The organism is Pseudomonas sp. FG98 (genome assembly GCF_057808595.1).
This window is the reverse complement of record NZ_JBMDIJ010000104.1, coordinates 1-17,218: the sequence shown is the minus strand read 5'-3', so window position 1 is coordinate 17,218 and position 17,218 is coordinate 1. Positions and strand designations below refer to the sequence as shown.

At 64.0% G+C, this 17,218-nt stretch carries 14 protein-coding genes; 7 read left to right on the top strand and 7 right to left on the bottom strand.

Annotated features, from left to right (window positions below):
• On the top strand, window positions 1-4,037 hold a 4,037-nt coding region (locus ACODSK_RS29690; protein ID WP_489021293.1), incomplete at its 5' end, for a beta strand repeat-containing protein.
• 123 nt (window positions 4,038-4,160) lie between these two features.
• On the opposite strand, the gene ACODSK_RS29685 is transcribed toward ACODSK_RS29690, so the two are convergent.
• Together ACODSK_RS29685 and ACODSK_RS29680 are read right to left on the bottom strand one after the other, a co-directional pair.
• Window positions 4,161-4,526 carry a YbaN family protein gene (locus ACODSK_RS29685; RefSeq protein WP_489021291.1) on the bottom strand — a complete coding sequence of 122 codons (366 nt, stop codon included), beginning with the start codon at window positions 4,524-4,526 and terminating at the stop codon, window positions 4,161-4,163.
• A 10-nt stretch (window positions 4,527-4,536) separates the two neighbouring features.
• Complete coding sequence (locus tag ACODSK_RS29680; RefSeq protein ID WP_489021290.1) at window positions 4,537-5,124, bottom strand: UPF0149 family protein; 588 nt, start codon at window positions 5,122-5,124, stop codon at window positions 4,537-4,539.
• A gap of 244 nt (window positions 5,125-5,368) precedes the next feature.
• On the opposite strand from ACODSK_RS29680, the gene recQ reads away from it, so the two are divergent.
• Together recQ and ACODSK_RS29670 are read left to right on the top strand one after the other, a co-directional pair.
• Window positions 5,369-7,504 carry a DNA helicase RecQ gene (recQ, locus tag ACODSK_RS29675; RefSeq protein WP_489021288.1) on the top strand — a complete coding sequence of 712 codons (2,136 nt, stop codon included), beginning with the start codon at window positions 5,369-5,371 and terminating at the stop codon, window positions 7,502-7,504.
• Window positions 7,505-7,631: 127 nt separating this feature from the next.
• Entirely contained in the window at window positions 7,632-8,072 is a 441-nt protein-coding gene (locus ACODSK_RS29670) for a MarR family transcriptional regulator (RefSeq protein WP_489021287.1), read from the top strand.
• Window positions 8,073-8,164: 92 nt separating this feature from the next.
• Here the strand turns inward: ACODSK_RS29670 and ACODSK_RS29665 are convergent, their stop codons facing one another.
• Complete coding sequence (locus tag ACODSK_RS29665; RefSeq protein WP_489021286.1) at window positions 8,165-10,351, bottom strand: patatin-like phospholipase family protein; 2,187 nt, start codon at window positions 10,349-10,351, stop codon at window positions 8,165-8,167.
• Between the two features lie 68 nt (window positions 10,352-10,419).
• Here ACODSK_RS29665 and ACODSK_RS29660 point away from each other — a divergent pair, with 68 nt between their 5' ends.
• Complete coding sequence (locus ACODSK_RS29660) at window positions 10,420-10,701, top strand: Rdx family protein (RefSeq protein ID WP_489021284.1); 282 nt, start codon at window positions 10,420-10,422, stop codon at window positions 10,699-10,701.
• On the opposite strand, the gene ACODSK_RS29655 is transcribed toward ACODSK_RS29660, so the two are convergent.
• Window positions 10,698-11,579: a DMT family transporter gene (locus ACODSK_RS29655; RefSeq protein ID WP_489021283.1), complete on the bottom strand. Its 882-nt coding sequence runs from the start codon at window positions 11,577-11,579 to the stop codon at window positions 10,698-10,700. The two genes, ACODSK_RS29660 and ACODSK_RS29655, sit on opposite strands and share 4 nt — an antisense overlap.
• A gap of 78 nt (window positions 11,580-11,657) precedes the next feature.
• Window positions 11,658-12,422, bottom strand: coding sequence for an AraC family transcriptional regulator (locus tag ACODSK_RS29650; protein WP_489021281.1), 765 nt, complete (start codon window positions 12,420-12,422; stop codon window positions 11,658-11,660).
• Window positions 12,423-12,555: 133 nt separating this feature from the next.
• Between ACODSK_RS29650 and ACODSK_RS29645 the strand changes: the two genes are divergently transcribed.
• Window positions 12,556-13,377 carry a UDP-2,3-diacylglucosamine diphosphatase gene (locus ACODSK_RS29645; protein WP_489021279.1) on the top strand — a complete coding sequence of 274 codons (822 nt, stop codon included), beginning with the start codon at window positions 12,556-12,558 and terminating at the stop codon, window positions 13,375-13,377.
• Window positions 13,378-13,459: 82 nt separating this feature from the next.
• Here ACODSK_RS29645 and ACODSK_RS29640 read toward each other — a convergent pair whose 3' ends face one another.
• Complete coding sequence (locus ACODSK_RS29640) at window positions 13,460-13,771, bottom strand: Mpo1-like protein (protein WP_489021278.1); 312 nt, start codon at window positions 13,769-13,771, stop codon at window positions 13,460-13,462.
• A 144-nt stretch (window positions 13,772-13,915) separates the two neighbouring features.
• Here ACODSK_RS29640 and ACODSK_RS29635 point away from each other — a divergent pair, with 144 nt between their 5' ends.
• Window positions 13,916-14,995: an AraC family transcriptional regulator gene (locus tag ACODSK_RS29635; RefSeq protein WP_489021276.1), complete on the top strand. Its 1,080-nt coding sequence runs from the start codon at window positions 13,916-13,918 to the stop codon at window positions 14,993-14,995.
• Here ACODSK_RS29635 and ACODSK_RS29630 read toward each other — a convergent pair.
• Window positions 14,952-16,406 (bottom strand): TrkH family potassium uptake protein, encoded by a 1,455-nt coding sequence (locus ACODSK_RS29630; RefSeq protein WP_489021295.1) that lies wholly within the window; start codon window positions 16,404-16,406, stop codon window positions 14,952-14,954. The two genes, ACODSK_RS29635 and ACODSK_RS29630, sit on opposite strands and share 44 nt — an antisense overlap.
• 150 nt (window positions 16,407-16,556) lie before the next feature.
• On the opposite strand from ACODSK_RS29630, the gene ACODSK_RS29625 reads away from it, so the two are divergent.
• Window positions 16,557-17,111, top strand: a complete 555-nt coding sequence (locus ACODSK_RS29625; RefSeq protein WP_489021274.1) for an NAD(P)H nitroreductase — start codon at window positions 16,557-16,559, stop codon at window positions 17,109-17,111.
• The last annotated feature ends 107 nt before the right edge of the window (window positions 17,112-17,218 follow it).

Genomic DNA, 17,218 nt, shown 5'->3' with positions numbered 1-17,218 from the left:
ACAACCTGACCGAGAGCTTCACGGTCACGGCGACGGACACCGACGGCAGCACCAGCAGCGGCAGTCTCGATGTGAACATCGTTGATGACGTGCCTACCGCCGTAGCCGATACGAATGCGTCGGTCGCCACCGAAGCAGCGACGGTCCTGACGGGCAATGTGCTGACCAACGATGTCCAGGGCGCCGACCGTGTCACCGGACCTATCACCGCCGGTACCTTCACCGGCACCTACGGCACCCTGGTCCTGGCCGCAGACGGCTCCTACACCTACACGCTGAACCCGTCGGATCCGGACTTCTTCAATTTGCACGGTGGCGGTACGGGGACCGAGACCTTTACCTACACCTTGAAGGACGCCGACGGCGATACCAGTACCGCGAATCTGACGTTGAACATCAAGAACCTCAACGATCCAGTGACGCTCAACGGACTCAACGTGGCGGGCGGCGAGCTGTCGGTCTACGAGAAGAACCTGAGCGATGGCAGCAGCCCGAATGCACCGGCACTGACCCAGTCCGGCACGTTCACGATCACTGCACCGGATGGCCTGCAAACCTTGAGCGTGGGTGGCATCAACGTCATCAGCGGCGGTGTGGCCGCCACCTTCCCGCAAACAGCCACGACTCCTCTGGGCAATACCCTGACAGTCACCGGCTACAACGCCAGCACTGGCGTGGTGTCCTACAGCTACACCTTGCTGGATAACGAGGCACATCCTACAGGCGGCGGAATCAACAACCTGACCGAGAGCTTCACGGTCACCGCTACCGATACTGACGGCAGCACCAGCAGCGGCAGCCTGGACGTCAATATCGTCGATGATGTGCCGACCGCGCGGCCGGATTCCGTTTCGGTGGTGGAGGGCGGGACGGTCAGCGGCAATGTCCTCGGCAATGACACCAAAGGGGCTGATGATCCGGGCAGCAATGTGGTGGTCGGCGTTCGCGCCGGCGCCAACACCTCGACCTCGGCGATCGGCTCGCTGAATACCAATGTCGCGGGCACCTACGGCACCCTGACCCTGGATGCCGCGGGCAATGCGGTCTATCACGCCAATCCGAACTCGGTGGCGCCAGCCGGTGCCCAGGATGTGTTCACCTATACCATCCGCGATTCCGACGGCGATGAAAGCACCACCACGCTGACCGTCAACGTGCAGGATTGCAGCCTGGTCGCCAGTCAGGACCAGGACATCACCGTGTACGAGAAAGCTCTCGATCTGACCAAGGATGGGCAGGACCTTGCCGCCGGTACCGTGGTCGGCAGCGATCCGGGCAATACCGGGGAAACTGGCAGCGGGACATTGGTTGGCTCCGTGTCGGGCGGTTCTGGCGCTATCAGCTACAGCCTGGTCAGCAGTCCGACCGGGTCCTACGGTCAGATCCAGCTACTGGCGAACGGTTCCTACACCTACACTCTGACGTCGGCACCGAAGACCCCGGGCGGTGCCAACGACGGTGCCAATGTGATGAGCGAGTCCTTCACCTACAAGGCTACGGACGCGCTTGGCAATTTCACCACCAGCACCATCCAGATCAATATCGTCGACGATGTGCCCAAGGCCGTGGGGGCAACCCGCTCGGTCACTCCGGGGCAGGTGGACTCGAACCTGCTGCTGGTGATCGACGTGTCCGGCAGCATGAACGATGCCTCCGGTGTACCGGGACTGACCCGTATCCAGTTGGCCAAGCAGGCCATCGCGCAACTGCTGGACAAGTACGACGATCTGGGTGATGTGAAGGTGCAGATCGTGACCTTCTCCAGTGGCGCCAGCCAGCCGTCCTCGGTATGGGTCTCGGTCGCGGATGCCAAGACCATCGTCAATGGCCTCAGTGCCGGTGGTAACACCTACTATGACTCGGCAACCACCACGGCCCAGGCGGCCTTCACTACCGCAGGAAAGATCGTAGGCGCGCAGAACATCACCTACTTCTTCTCTGACGGTGAGCCTACGTCTGGCCATGCCATTTCTGGCACCCGGGAAACCACCTGGACCAACTTCCTGGATACCAACGGGATCAAGTCCTACGCCATCGGCCTGGGCAGTGGGGTCAATACCAGCAACCTCAACCCGCTGGCCTACGACGGCAGTACCCATACCGACACCAACTCCACCGTGGTGACCGACCTTAACCAGCTCAATTCGGTGCTGTCCGGCACCGTGCAGGGCGCGCCGGTTACCGGCAGCCTGATGAGTGGCGGCTCCTTCGGTGCCGATGGCGGTTTCATCAAATCCCTGGTCATCGATGGCACCACCTACACCTACGATCCGAAGGGCAATTCCAACCAGGGTTCCTACGCCGCTACGGGGGGAACCGATCGCGGCATGTTCGATACCGTGAGCAACAGCATCACGGTGAAGACGGTTCTCGGTGGTTCGATCGTGGTGAACATGGACACTGGCGATTTCACCTACACGCCGCCGAAGGACAATGGCAGCAACCAGGTGGAAAACATCGGCTTCGTGGCCAGCGACAACGATGGCGACCTGAGCAGTGCCAGCCTGGTGGTCAACGTCTATACCAATGCCGCACCAGTGGCCGGGGCCGACCATGTAATCACCAATATCCTCTCGGCCAATATCACTGTGCCGTCCGAGGCGCTGGTGGCCAATGACACCGATGCCAATAACGACCGCCTGAGCGCTTCGCCGATCACCTTCAACACCGGCTGGACGGCTCGCGGATCGGACTTCACGGTGGGCAGCACGACGCCTACGGTGGTGTTCAATGGCACTGGCAACAGCACGGCGAACCAACTGAAGGACATCGCCCGCAGCTCCTTTACCGGAACGGCCGGCTCGATGACTGCGGCGGTACTGGTCAGTGGTTATCTCGGTGCGGTGTCGGCGGCCAACAACAATGACGAGGACACCATCACGGTGACCTTGAAGCAGGGCGAAAGCCTCAAGCTCGATCACGATCGTCCTGCTGGCAATGTGCTGATGGAGTGGAAGGACGACACCGGCAGCTACCAGACCATCGCCGACGGCAATGCCTTCGTCGCCAGTCATGACGGGGTCTACAGCATCCATGTGGTCAACCTGACCAACAGCAGCGGCGGGGGCAGTGCCAACAACGCGGAAAACTACCAGCTGACCATGACCATCGATTACTCCGGCGCCGCCGACAACACGCCGCAGTACAACGGCAGCTATACCGTCAGCGATGGCCACGGCGGCACGGCGACCGGCGCGGTGGACATCAACTACCAGGACAGTTCGACCCTCACCGGTACGGTCAATGCCGACACCTTGCTCGGCGGCAGTGGCAACGACACCCTTAACGGTGGTGATGGCAACGATGTGCTGATCGGCGGGGACGGCAATGACGCGCTGTACGGCGGCAACGGTAACGACTTGCTGATCGGTGGACCCGGCAATGACCTGCTCGATGGCGGGGCCGGTACCGATACTGCCAGCTATGCCAGTGCCACGGCCGGGGTCACGGTCAACCTGTCCATCAGCGGGCAGCAGAATACCGTGGGCGCAGGGCTGGACACCCTGGTATCCATCGAGAACCTGATCGGCTCGGACTACAACGACACCCTGACCGGTGACGGCAATGCCAACGTGCTGCAAGGCGGGCTGGGCAACGACGTGCTGAATGGCGGTGGCGGTGATGACGTGCTGATCGGCGGCAAGGGGGATGACACCCTGACCGGTGGCCCCGGTGCCGATACCTTCCTCTGGCAACTCGGTGACAGCGGGCATGATGTGGTCACCGACTTCACGCCGGGGACCGATCGACTGGACCTGTCGCAACTGCTCCAGGGGGAGAACACCAGTACGGCGTCGCTGGATGACTACCTGCACTTCAAGGTGACCGGCAGTGGGGCCAGTGTGGTCTCGACCATCGAGGTCAGCTCGGTGGCGGGGGCTGCGCCGACCCAGACCATCGATCTGGCCGGGGTCGATCTGGCCCAGCACTACGGAGTGACGGCGGGAGCGGGCGGGGTGGTCGCGGCAGGGGCGGATACGGCGACCATCATCAACGGGATGCTGAATGATCATTCGTTGAAGGTGGATACGGTGTAAGGCTTCAGGGGCTTATCGCTGGCAAGCCAGCTCCCACAGGTTCAGCACGGGCTTTGAGGCCTGTGTACGGCCTGCGGGAGCCGGCTTGTCGCACCGCAGCGCTGAGGCCATCAACTCCGACGTCTATTCCGGCCGCCGCAGGGTCTTCTGCCTGAGGATATAGATCGACACCAGCACCGCACTGGTGAGCATGAAGCCCCGGGCCCACGGGGAGGGCACCAGGTAACAGGAAAAGCCGATGCTCGCCCACATCAGGCCGATGGCGTAGACCTTGCCCTTGAGGGGAATGCCTTCACCACTGAGATAGTCGCGAATCCACGGTCCAAGCCGCGGGTGATTCACCAGCCAGTCATGAAAGCGTGGGGAACTGCGGGCAAAACAGGCTGCCGCAAGCAATAGAAAAGGGGTGGTTGGCAATACCGGAAGGAAGATGCCAATCACCCCCAACGCGACGCTGAGCCAGCCGACGGCCAGCAGCAGGTAGCGCACCACCGCGAACTCAGTGGTGGCGCGGTTTGAGCAGGGCCGGTTTTTCGTCTGGCGCGTGGCACAGCAGGTACAGGGCGGTCAGCGCCTCAGGGATCTGTACGATCATGTCGTCCATCAGGTTGGCGTCGCTGGCGATATCGGCGAATTCAGGCTGTTCGTCGAACAGGCCGGAACCGACCATGATCGGCAGGAGCATCTCGCTGACTTCCTCTTCGGCGCTTTCGAACCAGGCTTCCTCGCGCAGGAACACGCCTTCCATGAAACCGATGCACCAGCCGCGCAGGTCGGAATCGTCCGGCTCCTCGCCGAGGTCGAGGTCGCACGGCAGCTCGAACTCCTCGTCACTGGCCAGCTGGCGGGCGATGTGGCCCTTGAGCTGGATCAGCGTGGCTTCGATCTCGGCGCGCTGGGCGTCGCTGGCGTAGTGGGGTTCCTCGGAGAACAGGGCGTCGATCCATTCCCGCTCCGGTACCTCTTCGGCGCAGATCGACAGCGCGGTCAGGTAGCCGTGGGCGGCAACGTAGTCCAACGCCTCTTCATGCAGCTCGTCGGCGTCGAGGAAGGCTTGCAGGCGGGTCAATTGCTCAGCGAAGGACATTTAGGGGCTACCTTGGAAATGGAACAATGTTGAATTCTAGCATTGTGCGGGCCCTGCAAGGCAAAGGATGACGCTCTATCGCGCGGTCGCCCTTCGGCGGCGGGCGCTCGGGTATACTCTCGGCTTTTTTCCGCCGGGTGCGGATTTTCCCCGGTAAAAGCTGCTTGCGTTTTTTCACGTGAGCCGCGACGGATTTTAATCCAGCCTGTGCGGCCAGGATGGGTTCACGATTTTTGGAGTGGTTATGCTCGAACAGGCTCAGCGCGTTCTCCGCGATATCTTCGGCTACGACAGTTTCCGTGGCCGCCAGGACGCGATCATCGAATGCGTGGCCAACGGCGGCGATGCGCTGGTGCTGATGCCGACCGGCGGCGGCAAGTCGCTGTGCTTCCAGGTCCCGGCGCTGCTGCGCAATGGCCTGGCGGTGGTGGTTTCGCCACTGATCGCGCTGATGGAAGACCAGGTGGCGACCCTCGACGAGCTGGGCGTGGCCGCTGCCTCGCTGAACTCCACGATGAGCCCGGAGCAACAGCGCGAGCTGGCCGGACGCATTCGCCGCGGCGAGCTGAAGATGCTCTACCTCGCGCCCGAGCGCCTGGTTCAGCCGCGCATGCTGGATTTCCTGCGCGAGCTGGACATCGCCCTGTTCGCCATCGACGAAGCCCACTGCGTTTCGCAATGGGGCCACGATTTCCGCCCGGAATACCTGCAACTGGGGCAACTGGCCGAGCTGTTCCCCCATGTCCCGCGCATTGCCCTGACCGCCACCGCGGACATGCGCACCCGCGAGGAAATCGTCAACCGCCTGCACTTGCACAATGCCGAGCGTTTCCTCTCCAGCTTCGACCGGCCGAACATCTTCTACCGCATCGTGCCCAAGGAGCAGCCGCGCAAGCAGTTGCTGGCGTTCCTCGGCGAACGTCGCGGCAACGCCGGGATCGTCTACTGCCTGTCGCGCAAGAAGGTCGATGAAGTCGCCGCGTTCCTCTGCGACCAGGGCTTCCCGGCGCTGCCGTATCACGCCGGTCTGCCGGCCGAGACCCGCGCCGCCAACCAGCGCCGTTTCCTCAACGAGGAAGGGCTGATCATGGTCGCGACCATCGCCTTCGGCATGGGTATCGACAAGCCCAACGTGCGCTTCGTCGCCCACCTCGACCTGCCCAAGTCACTGGAAGCCTATTACCAGGAAACCGGCCGCGCCGGCCGTGACGGTCTGCCGGCAGATGCCTGGATGGCCTACGGCCTGCAGGACATGGTGATGCTCAAGCAGATGCTGCAGAACTCCGAAGGCGACGAACGGCACAAGCGTGTCGAGCAGCACAAGCTCGATGCCATGCTCGCCCTCTGCGAAGAAACCCGCTGCCGCCGCCAGGCCCTGTTGCGCTATTTCGACGAAGAACTGCCGCAACCCTGCGGGCATTGCGACAACTGCGTCGACGGCGTGCAGACCTGGGATGCCACCGAGCCGGCGCGGCAGGCCCTGTCGGCGATCTACCGCACGGGGCAGCGCTACGGCGTCGGCCACCTGGTGGATGTGCTGCTGGGCAAGGACAACGAGAAGATCCGCAACTTCGGTCACGAGAAGCTCTCGGTGTACGGCGTCGGCAAGGGACGCGCCGAGGGGGAATGGCGTTCGCTGTTCCGCCAGATGGTCGCTCGCGGGCTGGTGGACGTCGACCTGGATGGCTACGGCGGTCTGCGTCTGTCCGATAGCTGTCGGCCGTTGCTGCGTGGTGAAGTGACCCTGGAACTGCGCCGCGATCTCAAGCCGCAGACCACCAGCAAAGGCAGCAGCAGCGGCGGCAGCCCGGCCAGCCAACTGGTGCGCGGCGACGAGCGCGAACAGTGGGAAGCCTTGCGCACCCTCCGGCGCAAGCTGGCCGAGGAACACGGTGTGCCGCCCTACGTCATCTTCCCCGACTCGACCCTGCTGGAAATGCTGCGCAGCCAGCCCACCAGCCTGGCCGAGATGGCCCGGGTCAGCGGTGTCGGTGCGCGCAAGCTGGAGCGTTATGGCGAGGCGTTCCTCGAAGTGCTTGGCGGCGAGGCCGAGACACCACCGGTGGTCACCGATCTGCGCCACGAACTGGTCAGCCTGGCCCGCGCCGGCATGACTCCGGCACAGATCGCCGGGCAGTTGAAGTGCAGCGAAAAGAACGTCTACAGCCTGCTGGCCGAGGCCATTGGCCGTCAGGAGCTGTCGCTGGAGCAGGCCCTGGATCTACCGGAAGACCTGATGATGGAAGTGCAGGACGCCTTCCTCGATGGCGAGGGCGAACTGCCGCCGGTCTCGGAAATCCTGCCGCTGTTCGCCTCGCGAGTGCCGGAGGGAGTGCTCTACTGCGTGCGTGCTGCCCTGGCAGCCGAGTTTGAGATGTAAGAGCCGAGATGTAATCAGGTGGTCATGAATTCTTACGTTTGGTCCGGAACGTCATCCAGATCAACCTTGCCTAAGCGCAACGGCCATGGTTAGCTGACTAATAATTAGTTCTGACCATGAGTTTTCCATGCCACTGACCGATCAACACCGCTTCGGGATGCAACTTGCCCACATGTCCCGAGGCTGGCGCGCCGAACTGGACCGCCGTCTGGCGGGCCTCAACCTGTCCCAGGCGCGCTGGCTGGTGCTGCTGCACCTCGCCCGTTTCGACGAAGCCCCGACCCAGCGTGAACTGGCCCAGAGCGTGGGCGTCGAGGGTCCGACCCTGGCCCGGCTGCTGGACAGCCTGGAATCCCAGGGGCTGGTGAAGCGTCAGGCGGTGGTGGAGGACCGGCGGGCCAAGAAGATCGTCCTTTGCCCTCCGGCCAATCCGCTGATCGATCAGATCGAGACCATCGCCAATGCCCTGCGAGTGGAGCTGTTCACCGGGGTGGACGAGGACGATCTGGCGGTGTGCATGCGAGTGCATACGCGGATTCTGGCCAATCTGGACAAGTCCAAGGTCTGACTTTTCCTCCACGGCCTCATCGCTGCGGTTCGGCGCCCCGACAAGCCAGCTCCCACAGGGTCAGCACAAGCCTTCAGGCATGTGCTGACTGCCTAGAAAGTCTGCCCCAGATTCAGATACACCGCCTTCTGATCCTCGGTATTGAACCCATAGCTGAAACTCAACGGCCCCAGTGGCGTATCGAAGCCGAGGAAGATGCTCGCGGCATTGATATAACCGCTGTCGAACTCGTTGTCGTTGTTCCACACCCGGCCGCGTTCCAGCGAGCCTCCCAGGTACAGCGGGAAGTCCAGCGGCAGATAAGCCTGGGGCGTCAGCCGGCGGTAGTACACCACCCGCATCAGGCTCAGGTTTTGCCCGGACAATGAATTCTGGCGGAACCCGGACAACTGCCGTGGTCCCCCCATGATCAGGCTTGAAGTCACTACGTCGGCATCGTCCAGGGTCCTGCCATAGCGACCGCCAAGCACCCAGGTGTTCGGGCCGCTGCTCAGGGCCTTGTCCAGTTGCAGGTCCCATTGCCGATAGCGGTGTTCGGAGCCAAGGTTCGGGTCGAATTGCATCAGGGTCAGACGTACGTCTTCACCACGGTGGGGGAAGTAGACATTGTCGAACGAGTCGAATGAATAGCGGAGCTCATAGAATCCTTCGCTGACACTGACGTCGGGCAATTCCTGTTCACCGATACGCACCTGGGCCTTGCCCCATGCCTGGCCCGCGCCGAGGCGTACTTCGCCACTGGTGCCGATCTGTCGGCCAACGTTGAAACCATAGCCATAGCGTTCCAGGCGGTATTCGGCGACCGGGTCGTTGTCCAGCGTGGCCTCGACATTCTGCGAACCCAGCCTCAAGTAAGGCGCGACAAAGTAACGGGAGCCTACGTCCAGCGGTTGATAGAACTCGCTGTACAGCTCCTGGATATCGCCGATCTGCGCCCGGGTCAGCCATTCCCCTCCAAGCCTGTTGATGCCGTTGACCCGGTAGCTGGCGCCCAGGTTGAAGGCGCTGTCACCACGCATGTCGTCGGACAGGTTCAGGCCCAGGCGCAGGTAATCGGTGCCACCGGTACGGCCACGAGCGTTGATCACCAGGGTGTTGTCCTTGCCCTTGTGTACCACCCGGTATTGCACCCGGTCGAAGTAGTCGAGGCCGTATAGGGTGCCCATGTCGGTTTGCAGGCGATCGAGGTCCAGCGGTTCGCCTACGGGCTGGCGGATGTAGTAGCGGATCACGTCGTCGCTGACCTTGGAGTCATTTTCTACCTTGATCGCGGTGATGACCGGCGTGCGCTGTTCGGCGGAACGGGCCACCGCCAGCTCGCTGCCGCTGCCCTCGGGCGGGCGCAGGGCGAACAGGCGCTTGTCGAGGATGCGCGTGGCGCGGTAGCCGGCCTCCATCATTTCTTCGGCACGGCCGAAATCGGTGGCGCTGATGCTGGCCAGCGGCGGCTGGATCAGAATGTCGTCGCGCTGCAGGGCGGCCAGTTGTTCCTCGGAGTTGCGTCGGGTCATCAGGGTGATGGACTGGTTGAGCACATCGACCACCGTGCCCAGTTGCTTGCGGTTGCGTAGCGGCGTGCCGATATCCACGACGATGGCCAGGTCGACGCCCATCTGGCGCACGATATCCAGGGGGATGTTGTCGACCATGCCGCCATCCACCAGCAGCCTGCCGTCCAGCTCCACCGGGGCGAACACCGCCGGGATCGACATGCTGGCGCGGATTACCTGGGGCAGGTGGCCGCGGCTGAACACCACTTTCTCGCCGCTGGCGATATCGGTGGCCACGGCGCGGAAGGGGATCGGCAGTTTGTCGAAGTCCCGGGTATCGCTGGTGTGGGCCAGCAGGCTTTCCAGCAGCAGGGCGAGGTTCTGGCCCTGGATGACGCCCAGTGGCAGGCCCAGGCTGCCGTCGTCGCGGAAGCTGATCTTCTGCTTGACCAGGAAGTCGCGGTCGTCCTGCTTGCGCCGGAACGGCACGTCCTTGCGCGGCGGAGCATCGGACAGGGCCTGTTGCCAGTCGATGCTGCGTGCCAGCTTCTCCAGTTCCTCGACCTTGTAGCCCGAGGCATACAGCCCGCCGATCACTGCGCCCATGCTGGTGCCGGCAATCGCGTCGATCTTCACCCCCTGTTCCTCCAGCGCCTTGAGCACGCCGATATGGGCCAGGCCGCGGGCTGCGCCGCCGGACAGCACCAGGCCGACCTTGGGGCGGGTGTTTTCGGCTGCGATCAGAAGGGAAGGGAACAGCAGGAGCAAACACAGCAGCAAGCGGCGCATCGCGATTCTCGGAGCCAAGGGCAAACCGCTAGTATAAGCGCCACACATTTTTGTTTGAGGTTGTCACCGTGAGCGCGCCGAAGCCGGAAATCGTCATCACCTACTGCACCCAGTGCCAATGGCTGCTGCGTGCCGCCTGGCTGGCCCAGGAACTGCTCAGCACCTTCAGCGACGAGCTGGGGCGGGTGGCGCTGGAACCAGCCAGCGGCGGTACCTTCCGTATCACCTGCGATGGCGTGCAGATCTGGGAGCGCAAGGCCGATGGTGGCTTCCCCGAGGCCAAGGTGCTGAAGCAGCGGGTGCGCGACCAGATCGATCCGAAGCGCGACCTCGGCCATAACGACCGCTAATGCTCCGCAGCCGCCTTGCGTGACTCGCCACTGGCCGCCAAACGGCTGGAAATGACGATGGCGAAGATGATCAGCACGCCGCCCAGCAGCATCCGCGGCGTTGGCGTTTCGGCGAACAGCATCCAGGCCACGGCGATGCCGTAGATCGGTTCCATGGCGAACACCACCGCCGCCGTGCGCGCCTTGATCACCCCCAGCGCGGCGACGAACAGGCTGTGGGCGACGCCGGTGCAGAACACCCCGAGCAGGCCGATCCACAGCCAATCCAGCGCTGGAACGTCGCTCAGGCCCGGTGCAGCGAACGGCAGCAGGCACAGGGCAACCACCAGGTTCTGGCACATCGCTGCCTGCACCGCCGGAATCCGCCCGGAGCCGGCCCGGTTGGTCAGCGACAGCAGCGAGAACAGCAGGCCGGACAGCAGCGACCAGAGCAGGCCGCCGGTGGCTTCGCTGGCCAGGTTGAATTCCGGCGTGACCAGGATCAGACCGATAGTCACCAGCCCCACCAGCAGCAATTCGTTGCTGCGTATCCGCTCGCGGAACAGCAGGCCTTCGAGGATCACGGTGAAAGCCGGGAAGCTGGCGAAACCCAGGGTAGCGATGGCCACGCCTGCGACCTTCACCGAGATGAAGAAACTCACCCAGTGCCCGGCCAGCAGCACGCCGCCCAGGGCAAGGCGCTTCCAGTCCTGCACCTGCAAGGCTTTCCAGCCCGGCCCGGCGAGGCGGGTGAACAGACCCAGGGCGAGCACCGCGAAGGCGGCACGACCGAACACGATGATCGAGGGCGAAGCGCTGGCCAGCTTGCCGAAAACGCCGGTCAGGCCGAAGAACAGCGCGCCGATATGCAGGGCGCCGAGGGCGGTGCGGTGGTTCATGGAGGTCCTTGCAGGGTCGTGGATCGACGCGGCCAGTCTACGAGGACGGGGGACGCGCTGTCTGTCGCCAGGCTCGCGTCAGTTGTCGCCGGACTCGCGGCGCAGTGCGCCGGGGCTGCGGCCGAAGGCCTTGAGCATGGCGGCGGCGAAGGCGCTCTGCGAACTGTAGCCGACCCGGCTGGCGATCTCGCCGATCGGCAGGGCGCTGCCTTGCAGCAACTGGCGGCCGCGCAGCAGGCGGCGCTGGCGGATGTAGTCCATCGGCGTGATGCCGCGCTCGCTGATGAAGCGCGCGTGCAGGCGGGCGCTGGACAGGCCGGCAAGACAGGCCAGGTCGGCGACTTGCAGGGGATAGGCGGCGTATTGCTCGATGTGCGCGTCGAAGGCGGCGTAGGGCAGCTCGCGCGCGTGCTGCACGGCGCCGGTCGCCGGATTCAGGCTGGCCAGCAGCAGGACCGCACCCTGGCGGGCGATCAGGGGATCTTCGACCGGGCTGTGGGCCAGCCAGTCCACCAGTTGCTGCTGGCGGGTGTCCAGCAGCAACGGGCCGGGGCGATCCAGCAGGCGCTGGCACTCGTCACTGCGCTCGCCCAGGCTCTGCGCCAGCCAGCTCTCGCCGGGCACATCGAGCACCAGGCAGTGGCTGCCGGTCGCGCTGCCGCAGGCGTGATGGGCGCCAGCGGGAATCACCATGAGGTCCTGGCGCTCGATCCGGCCACCGCGCCCCTCCACCTCGAAATCCAGGCGCCCGCGCAGGCCGAACACCAGTTGCGAGTGTTCGTGGGCGTGGGCGATCAGGTCGTCGCGGTAGTGACGCAGGGAAAGGATCGGGCCGCTGCTCATCAGGCATGATTTCCGGCTGGGCGAAAGCCGTCATTGTACGCTCCGGCGGCTGTCATGGGAGTGCCTCATGTTTGTCATGTCGGATTAACCGGCGGCTGGCAAGGTCGTCCCCAACTCAGCCGGAGCCCTGCCCATGAACAGTGCCGCGTTTATCAAACCCACGCGCAAGCGGCGTGTCCGCACCCTGTGGATTTCCGACGTGCACCTGGGCACCCGGGATTGCCAGGCCGAACACCTGTCGCAGTTTCTCAAGCGCTATCACGCCGACCGCATCTACCTGGTCGGCGACATCATCGATGGCTGGAAACTGCGCGGCGGCATGTACTGGCCGCAGGCCCACACCAACGTGATCCGTCGCCTGCTGACCATGAGCAAGCGCGGCACCGAGGTGATCTACGTCACCGGTAACCACGACGAGTTCCTGCGTCGCTATTCCAAGCTCATCCTTGGCAACATCCACCTGGTGGACCAGGCCGAGCACCTCACCGCCGATGGCCGCCGCCTGTTGGTGATCCATGGTGACCAGTTCGATGTGATCACCCGCTATCACCGCTGGCTGGCCTTCCTCGGCGATTCGGCCTACGAATTCACCCTGACCCTCAATCGCTGGCTCAACCACTGGCGGGCGCGCTATGGCTATGGCTACTGGTCGCTGTCGGCGTACCTCAAGCACAAGGTCAAGACGGCGGTGAACTTCATCAGCGACTTCGAGGAAGCCATCGCCCACGAGTGCGTCAAGCAGGGCTACCACGGGGTGGTCTGCGGGCATATCCACCATGCCGAGATCCGCAAGGTCGGCGAGGTGGACTACCTCAATTGCGGGGATTGGGTGGAGTCGTGCACGGCGCTGATCGAGCATTGGGACGGCAGCATCGAACTGTATCGGCTGGCCGAGGATCAGGCGCGTATGGCGGAAGAGGAAGCGGCGCGGGTGGCCGAGTCCGTGCAGGGCTAGAGGGCCCCATCGCCGGCAACGCCGGCTCCCACAACACCCAACCCTGTGGGAGCCGGCGTTGCCGGCGATGAGGCCCTCAAGGTCAGAAACTCACTTTCCCCCGCAACATGTCCCGATACATCACGAAATCCCCCAGCAAGCTATAGAACGGATGCTGAAAGGTCGCCGGCCGGTTCTTTTCGAAGAAGAAATGCCCGATCCAGGCAAAGCCGTAGCCGGCGAACGGCACGGCGAGGAGCAACAGCCACTGGCCGCTGCCGATGGTGTAGGCGAGCAGGGCGATGACCAGGGTGGTGCCGATGAAGTGCAGGCGACGGCAGGCAGGGTTGGCGTGTTCGTCCAGGTAGTAGGGGTAGAACTGGGCAAAACTGTTGAATCGGCGAGGGCTTTCCACGGGGCTGAGGCCTCCTTGTTCTTGTCGATTGTCAACGGGTACGGCGTGGAGCCTGAACTCAGTCTAGAGTCAGTAGCTGTATCAGCAAGTGACAATAGGCGCCACTTTAGTATCCTTGCGCCTTACCCCAAACCAGAGCCAGCCATGAACGAGAGAACCACGTCAGCAAGCTGGGCCTCGGGGATTGTCAAGGCTCTCGAACTGGAGGGGCTGGACTGCCCCGCCCTGTTCCACAGGCTCGGCCTGGACTTTGCCGCGCTTAGCGATCCCGATGCACGCTTCACCCAGGACTCCATGACCCGCCTCTGGCAGCTCGCCGAAGAGCTGTCCGGCAACCGCGCCATCGGCCTGAACATGGCGCGGGTGGTGCGTCCGGCATCCTTTCATGTGGTCGGTTATGCGCTGATGTCCAGTCGCACCCTGGCCGAAGGCTTCGGCCGCCTGGTGCGCTACCAGCGGATCATCGCGGAAAGCTCGGACCTTAGCCTGCAGCTCGGCCCGGAAGGGCATGCCTTGATCCTTACGGTCCACGGCGATCACCTGCCGCCGACCCGGCACAGTTCGGAGGCGTCGCTGGCCTGCGCGCTGTCCCTGTGCAGCTGGCTCAGCGGCCGTCCGATCCAGCCGCGCCGGGTATTGATCCAGGGCCCGCAGCCGGAGGACATCGAGCCCTACCGGATTGCCTTCCACTCGCCGCTGACCTTCAACGCCCCGTACGACGCCCTGATCTTCGAGCCGTCCGACCTGCAAAGCCCGCTGCCCACCGCCAACGAGGCAATGGCAGTGCTGCACGATCGGTTTGCGGGGGAGTATCTGGCGCGTTTCTCGGAAAGCCGGGTCACCCATCAGGCGCGCCAGGTGTTGTGCCGGGTGCTGCCCCAGGGCGAGCCCAAGCGCGAACTGGTGGCCCAGGCCCTGCACTTGTCCCAGCGCACCCTGCAGCGGCGCTTGCAGGAGGAGGGCACCAGCTTCCAGGCGCTGCTCGATGACACCCGTCGCGAACTGGCCGAGCAGTACCTGTCGCAGCCAGGCATGACCCTGCTGGAAACCGCCTACCTGCTGGGGTTCGCCGACCCGAGCAATTTCTTCCGCGCCTTCCGCCGCTGGTTCGACCTCACCCCCGGCGAATACCGCGCCCGCCGCCACGGCCTGAGCCAGACCGACGGCGAGCCGGACGCGATCAGTGACGCCAGAACGCCGGCATACATAGAACCAGCACGGTAATGATCTCCAGGCGGCCAAGCAGCATGCCGCCCGCCAGGATCCATTTGGCCGCATCCGGCAGGGTGGCGAAGTTGCCCGCCGGGCCGATGGTCTCGCCCAGGCCCGGGCCGACCCCGGACACAGTGCTCGCCGCGCCGGTGAGGGCGGTCATCCAGTCGACCCCGAGCAGCGACAGCAGCAGGGCGATCACGCAGATGGTGATGGCGAAGAAGAACGAGAAGGTCAGGATCGAACGGACGATCTCCTCGTCGAGGCGGTGACCGTTGTACTTCTGCTTGATCACCGCCCGCGGGTGGATCAGTTGGTTCAGCGAGGCCTTGAGCAGGATGTAGGCGACCTGGAAGCGGAAGATCTTGATCCCGCCGGCCGTGGACCCCGAGCAGCCGCCGATGAAGCCCAGGTAGAAGAACAGCATCAGCGAGAAGTTGCCCCACAGGCTGTAGTCGCCGAGGGCGAAGCCGGTGGTGGTGACTACCGAAGTGACGTTGAGGGCGACGTGTCGCAGGGCATCCAGCCAGTGCAGCTTGGTGGTGGCCCAGTACCAGGTGCCGAGCACGATCCAGGTGGCCACCAGCAACAGCAGCAGGCCCTGGACCTGCTGGTCCTTGATCAGTGCCTTGCGGTTGCCGCGCAGGGTAGCGACGTACAGGGTGAAGGGCACGCTGCCGCAGATCATCACCACCACCGCGACCCAGTGCACCGCCGGCTGGTCCCATTTCGCCAGGGACAGGTCGGAGGTGGAGAAACCGCCGGTGGAGATTGCCGACATGGCGTGGTTGATCGCATCGAACGGGCTCATCCCTGCCCACCAGAAGGCCAGGCTGCCGACCACGGTGATGCCGACATACACCGCGACGATCGACTTGGCCACCATGTGCGAGCGCGGCATGACCTTTTCCGAACGGTCAGAGGACTCGGTCTGGAACAGGCGCATGCCACCGATGCGCAGCAAGGGCAGGATCGCCACCGCCATGCCGATGAAGCCGATGCCGCCGAGCCAGTGCAGCAGCGAGCGCCACATGAGGATGCCTGGCGACATGTTGTCCAGGCCGCTGAGCACGGTGGAGCCGGTGGCGGTGATGCCGGACATGCTTTCGAAGAAGGCGTCGGTATAGCTGATGTGCTGGGTCAGCAGGAACGGCAGGGCGGCGAAGATGCACACCACTACCCAGCTGCAGACGGTCAGCAGGTACATGTCCCGCGGGCGCAGGTGCACGTGTTCCGGGCGACCGGGCACCACCAGGGCCAGGCCGGCGACGAAGGTGATCAGGCTCGACCAGAGGAATTCCGGCATGTCGCCGGTGCGTTCGAAGATCACCAGGGTGGCCATGGGGATGACCATGCTGACAGCCAGGGTGATCAGGAAGATGCCGATAATGAAACCGATGATCCGTAGGGTCGGCAGCGCCACCATGTACTCAGTCCTGACTCGAAGCGGAAGGGCGCCATTCTACCTGCGGCCCTTTTTAAGTAAACGGCACTCTTTAAGTAAACGGCGCTGTGCGCTTTGCCGAAGAGCGCCCTAGAATGGCCGTTCATTTTTTCCACTGGAGGGTAGCCGATGGAGGCTCTCGACGCTTTGCTCAACCGTGTTTCCGTTCCGCGCCTGACCGAGCCCGCGCCCAATGCCGCGCAGCGCGAAGGTCTGTTCCAGGCGGCCTTGCGTGCGCCGGACCATGGGCAATTGCGGCCATGGCGCTTCATCACCGTCGAAGGTGAGGGACGCAACCGCCTGGGTGAGCTGTTCGCCGAGGTAGTGGCACAGAAGGGTGATGCCGACCAGGCCGCGCTGGACAAGGCCCGGGCCATGCCACTGCGCGCGCCATTGCTGGTGCTGGTGATCGCCCGCACCCGCGAGCACTTCAAGGTGCCGGTGTCGGAGCAGGTGCTGGCAGCCGGCTGTGCGGCCCACGGGATTCTGCTGGCGGCCCATGCCCAGGGCATCGGGGCAGTGTGGCGGACCGGGGAGATGGCCTATTCGGCGCATGTGGCCCAGGGCCTGGGGCTTGAAGCTGGAGAGGAACTGATCGGCTTCCTTTACCTGGGGACACCGATCGGTGAGCCGCGTACGGCGCCGGTGCTGAAGACCGAGGATTTTGTCAGCGCCTGGGGCTGAGATGATCCGGTGTGGCTGATGACCCTATCGCTGGCAAGCCAGCTCCCACAAAAACCTGTGGGAGCTGGCTTGAACTGGCCTAATGATCCCGGACACCTCTTAAGGGC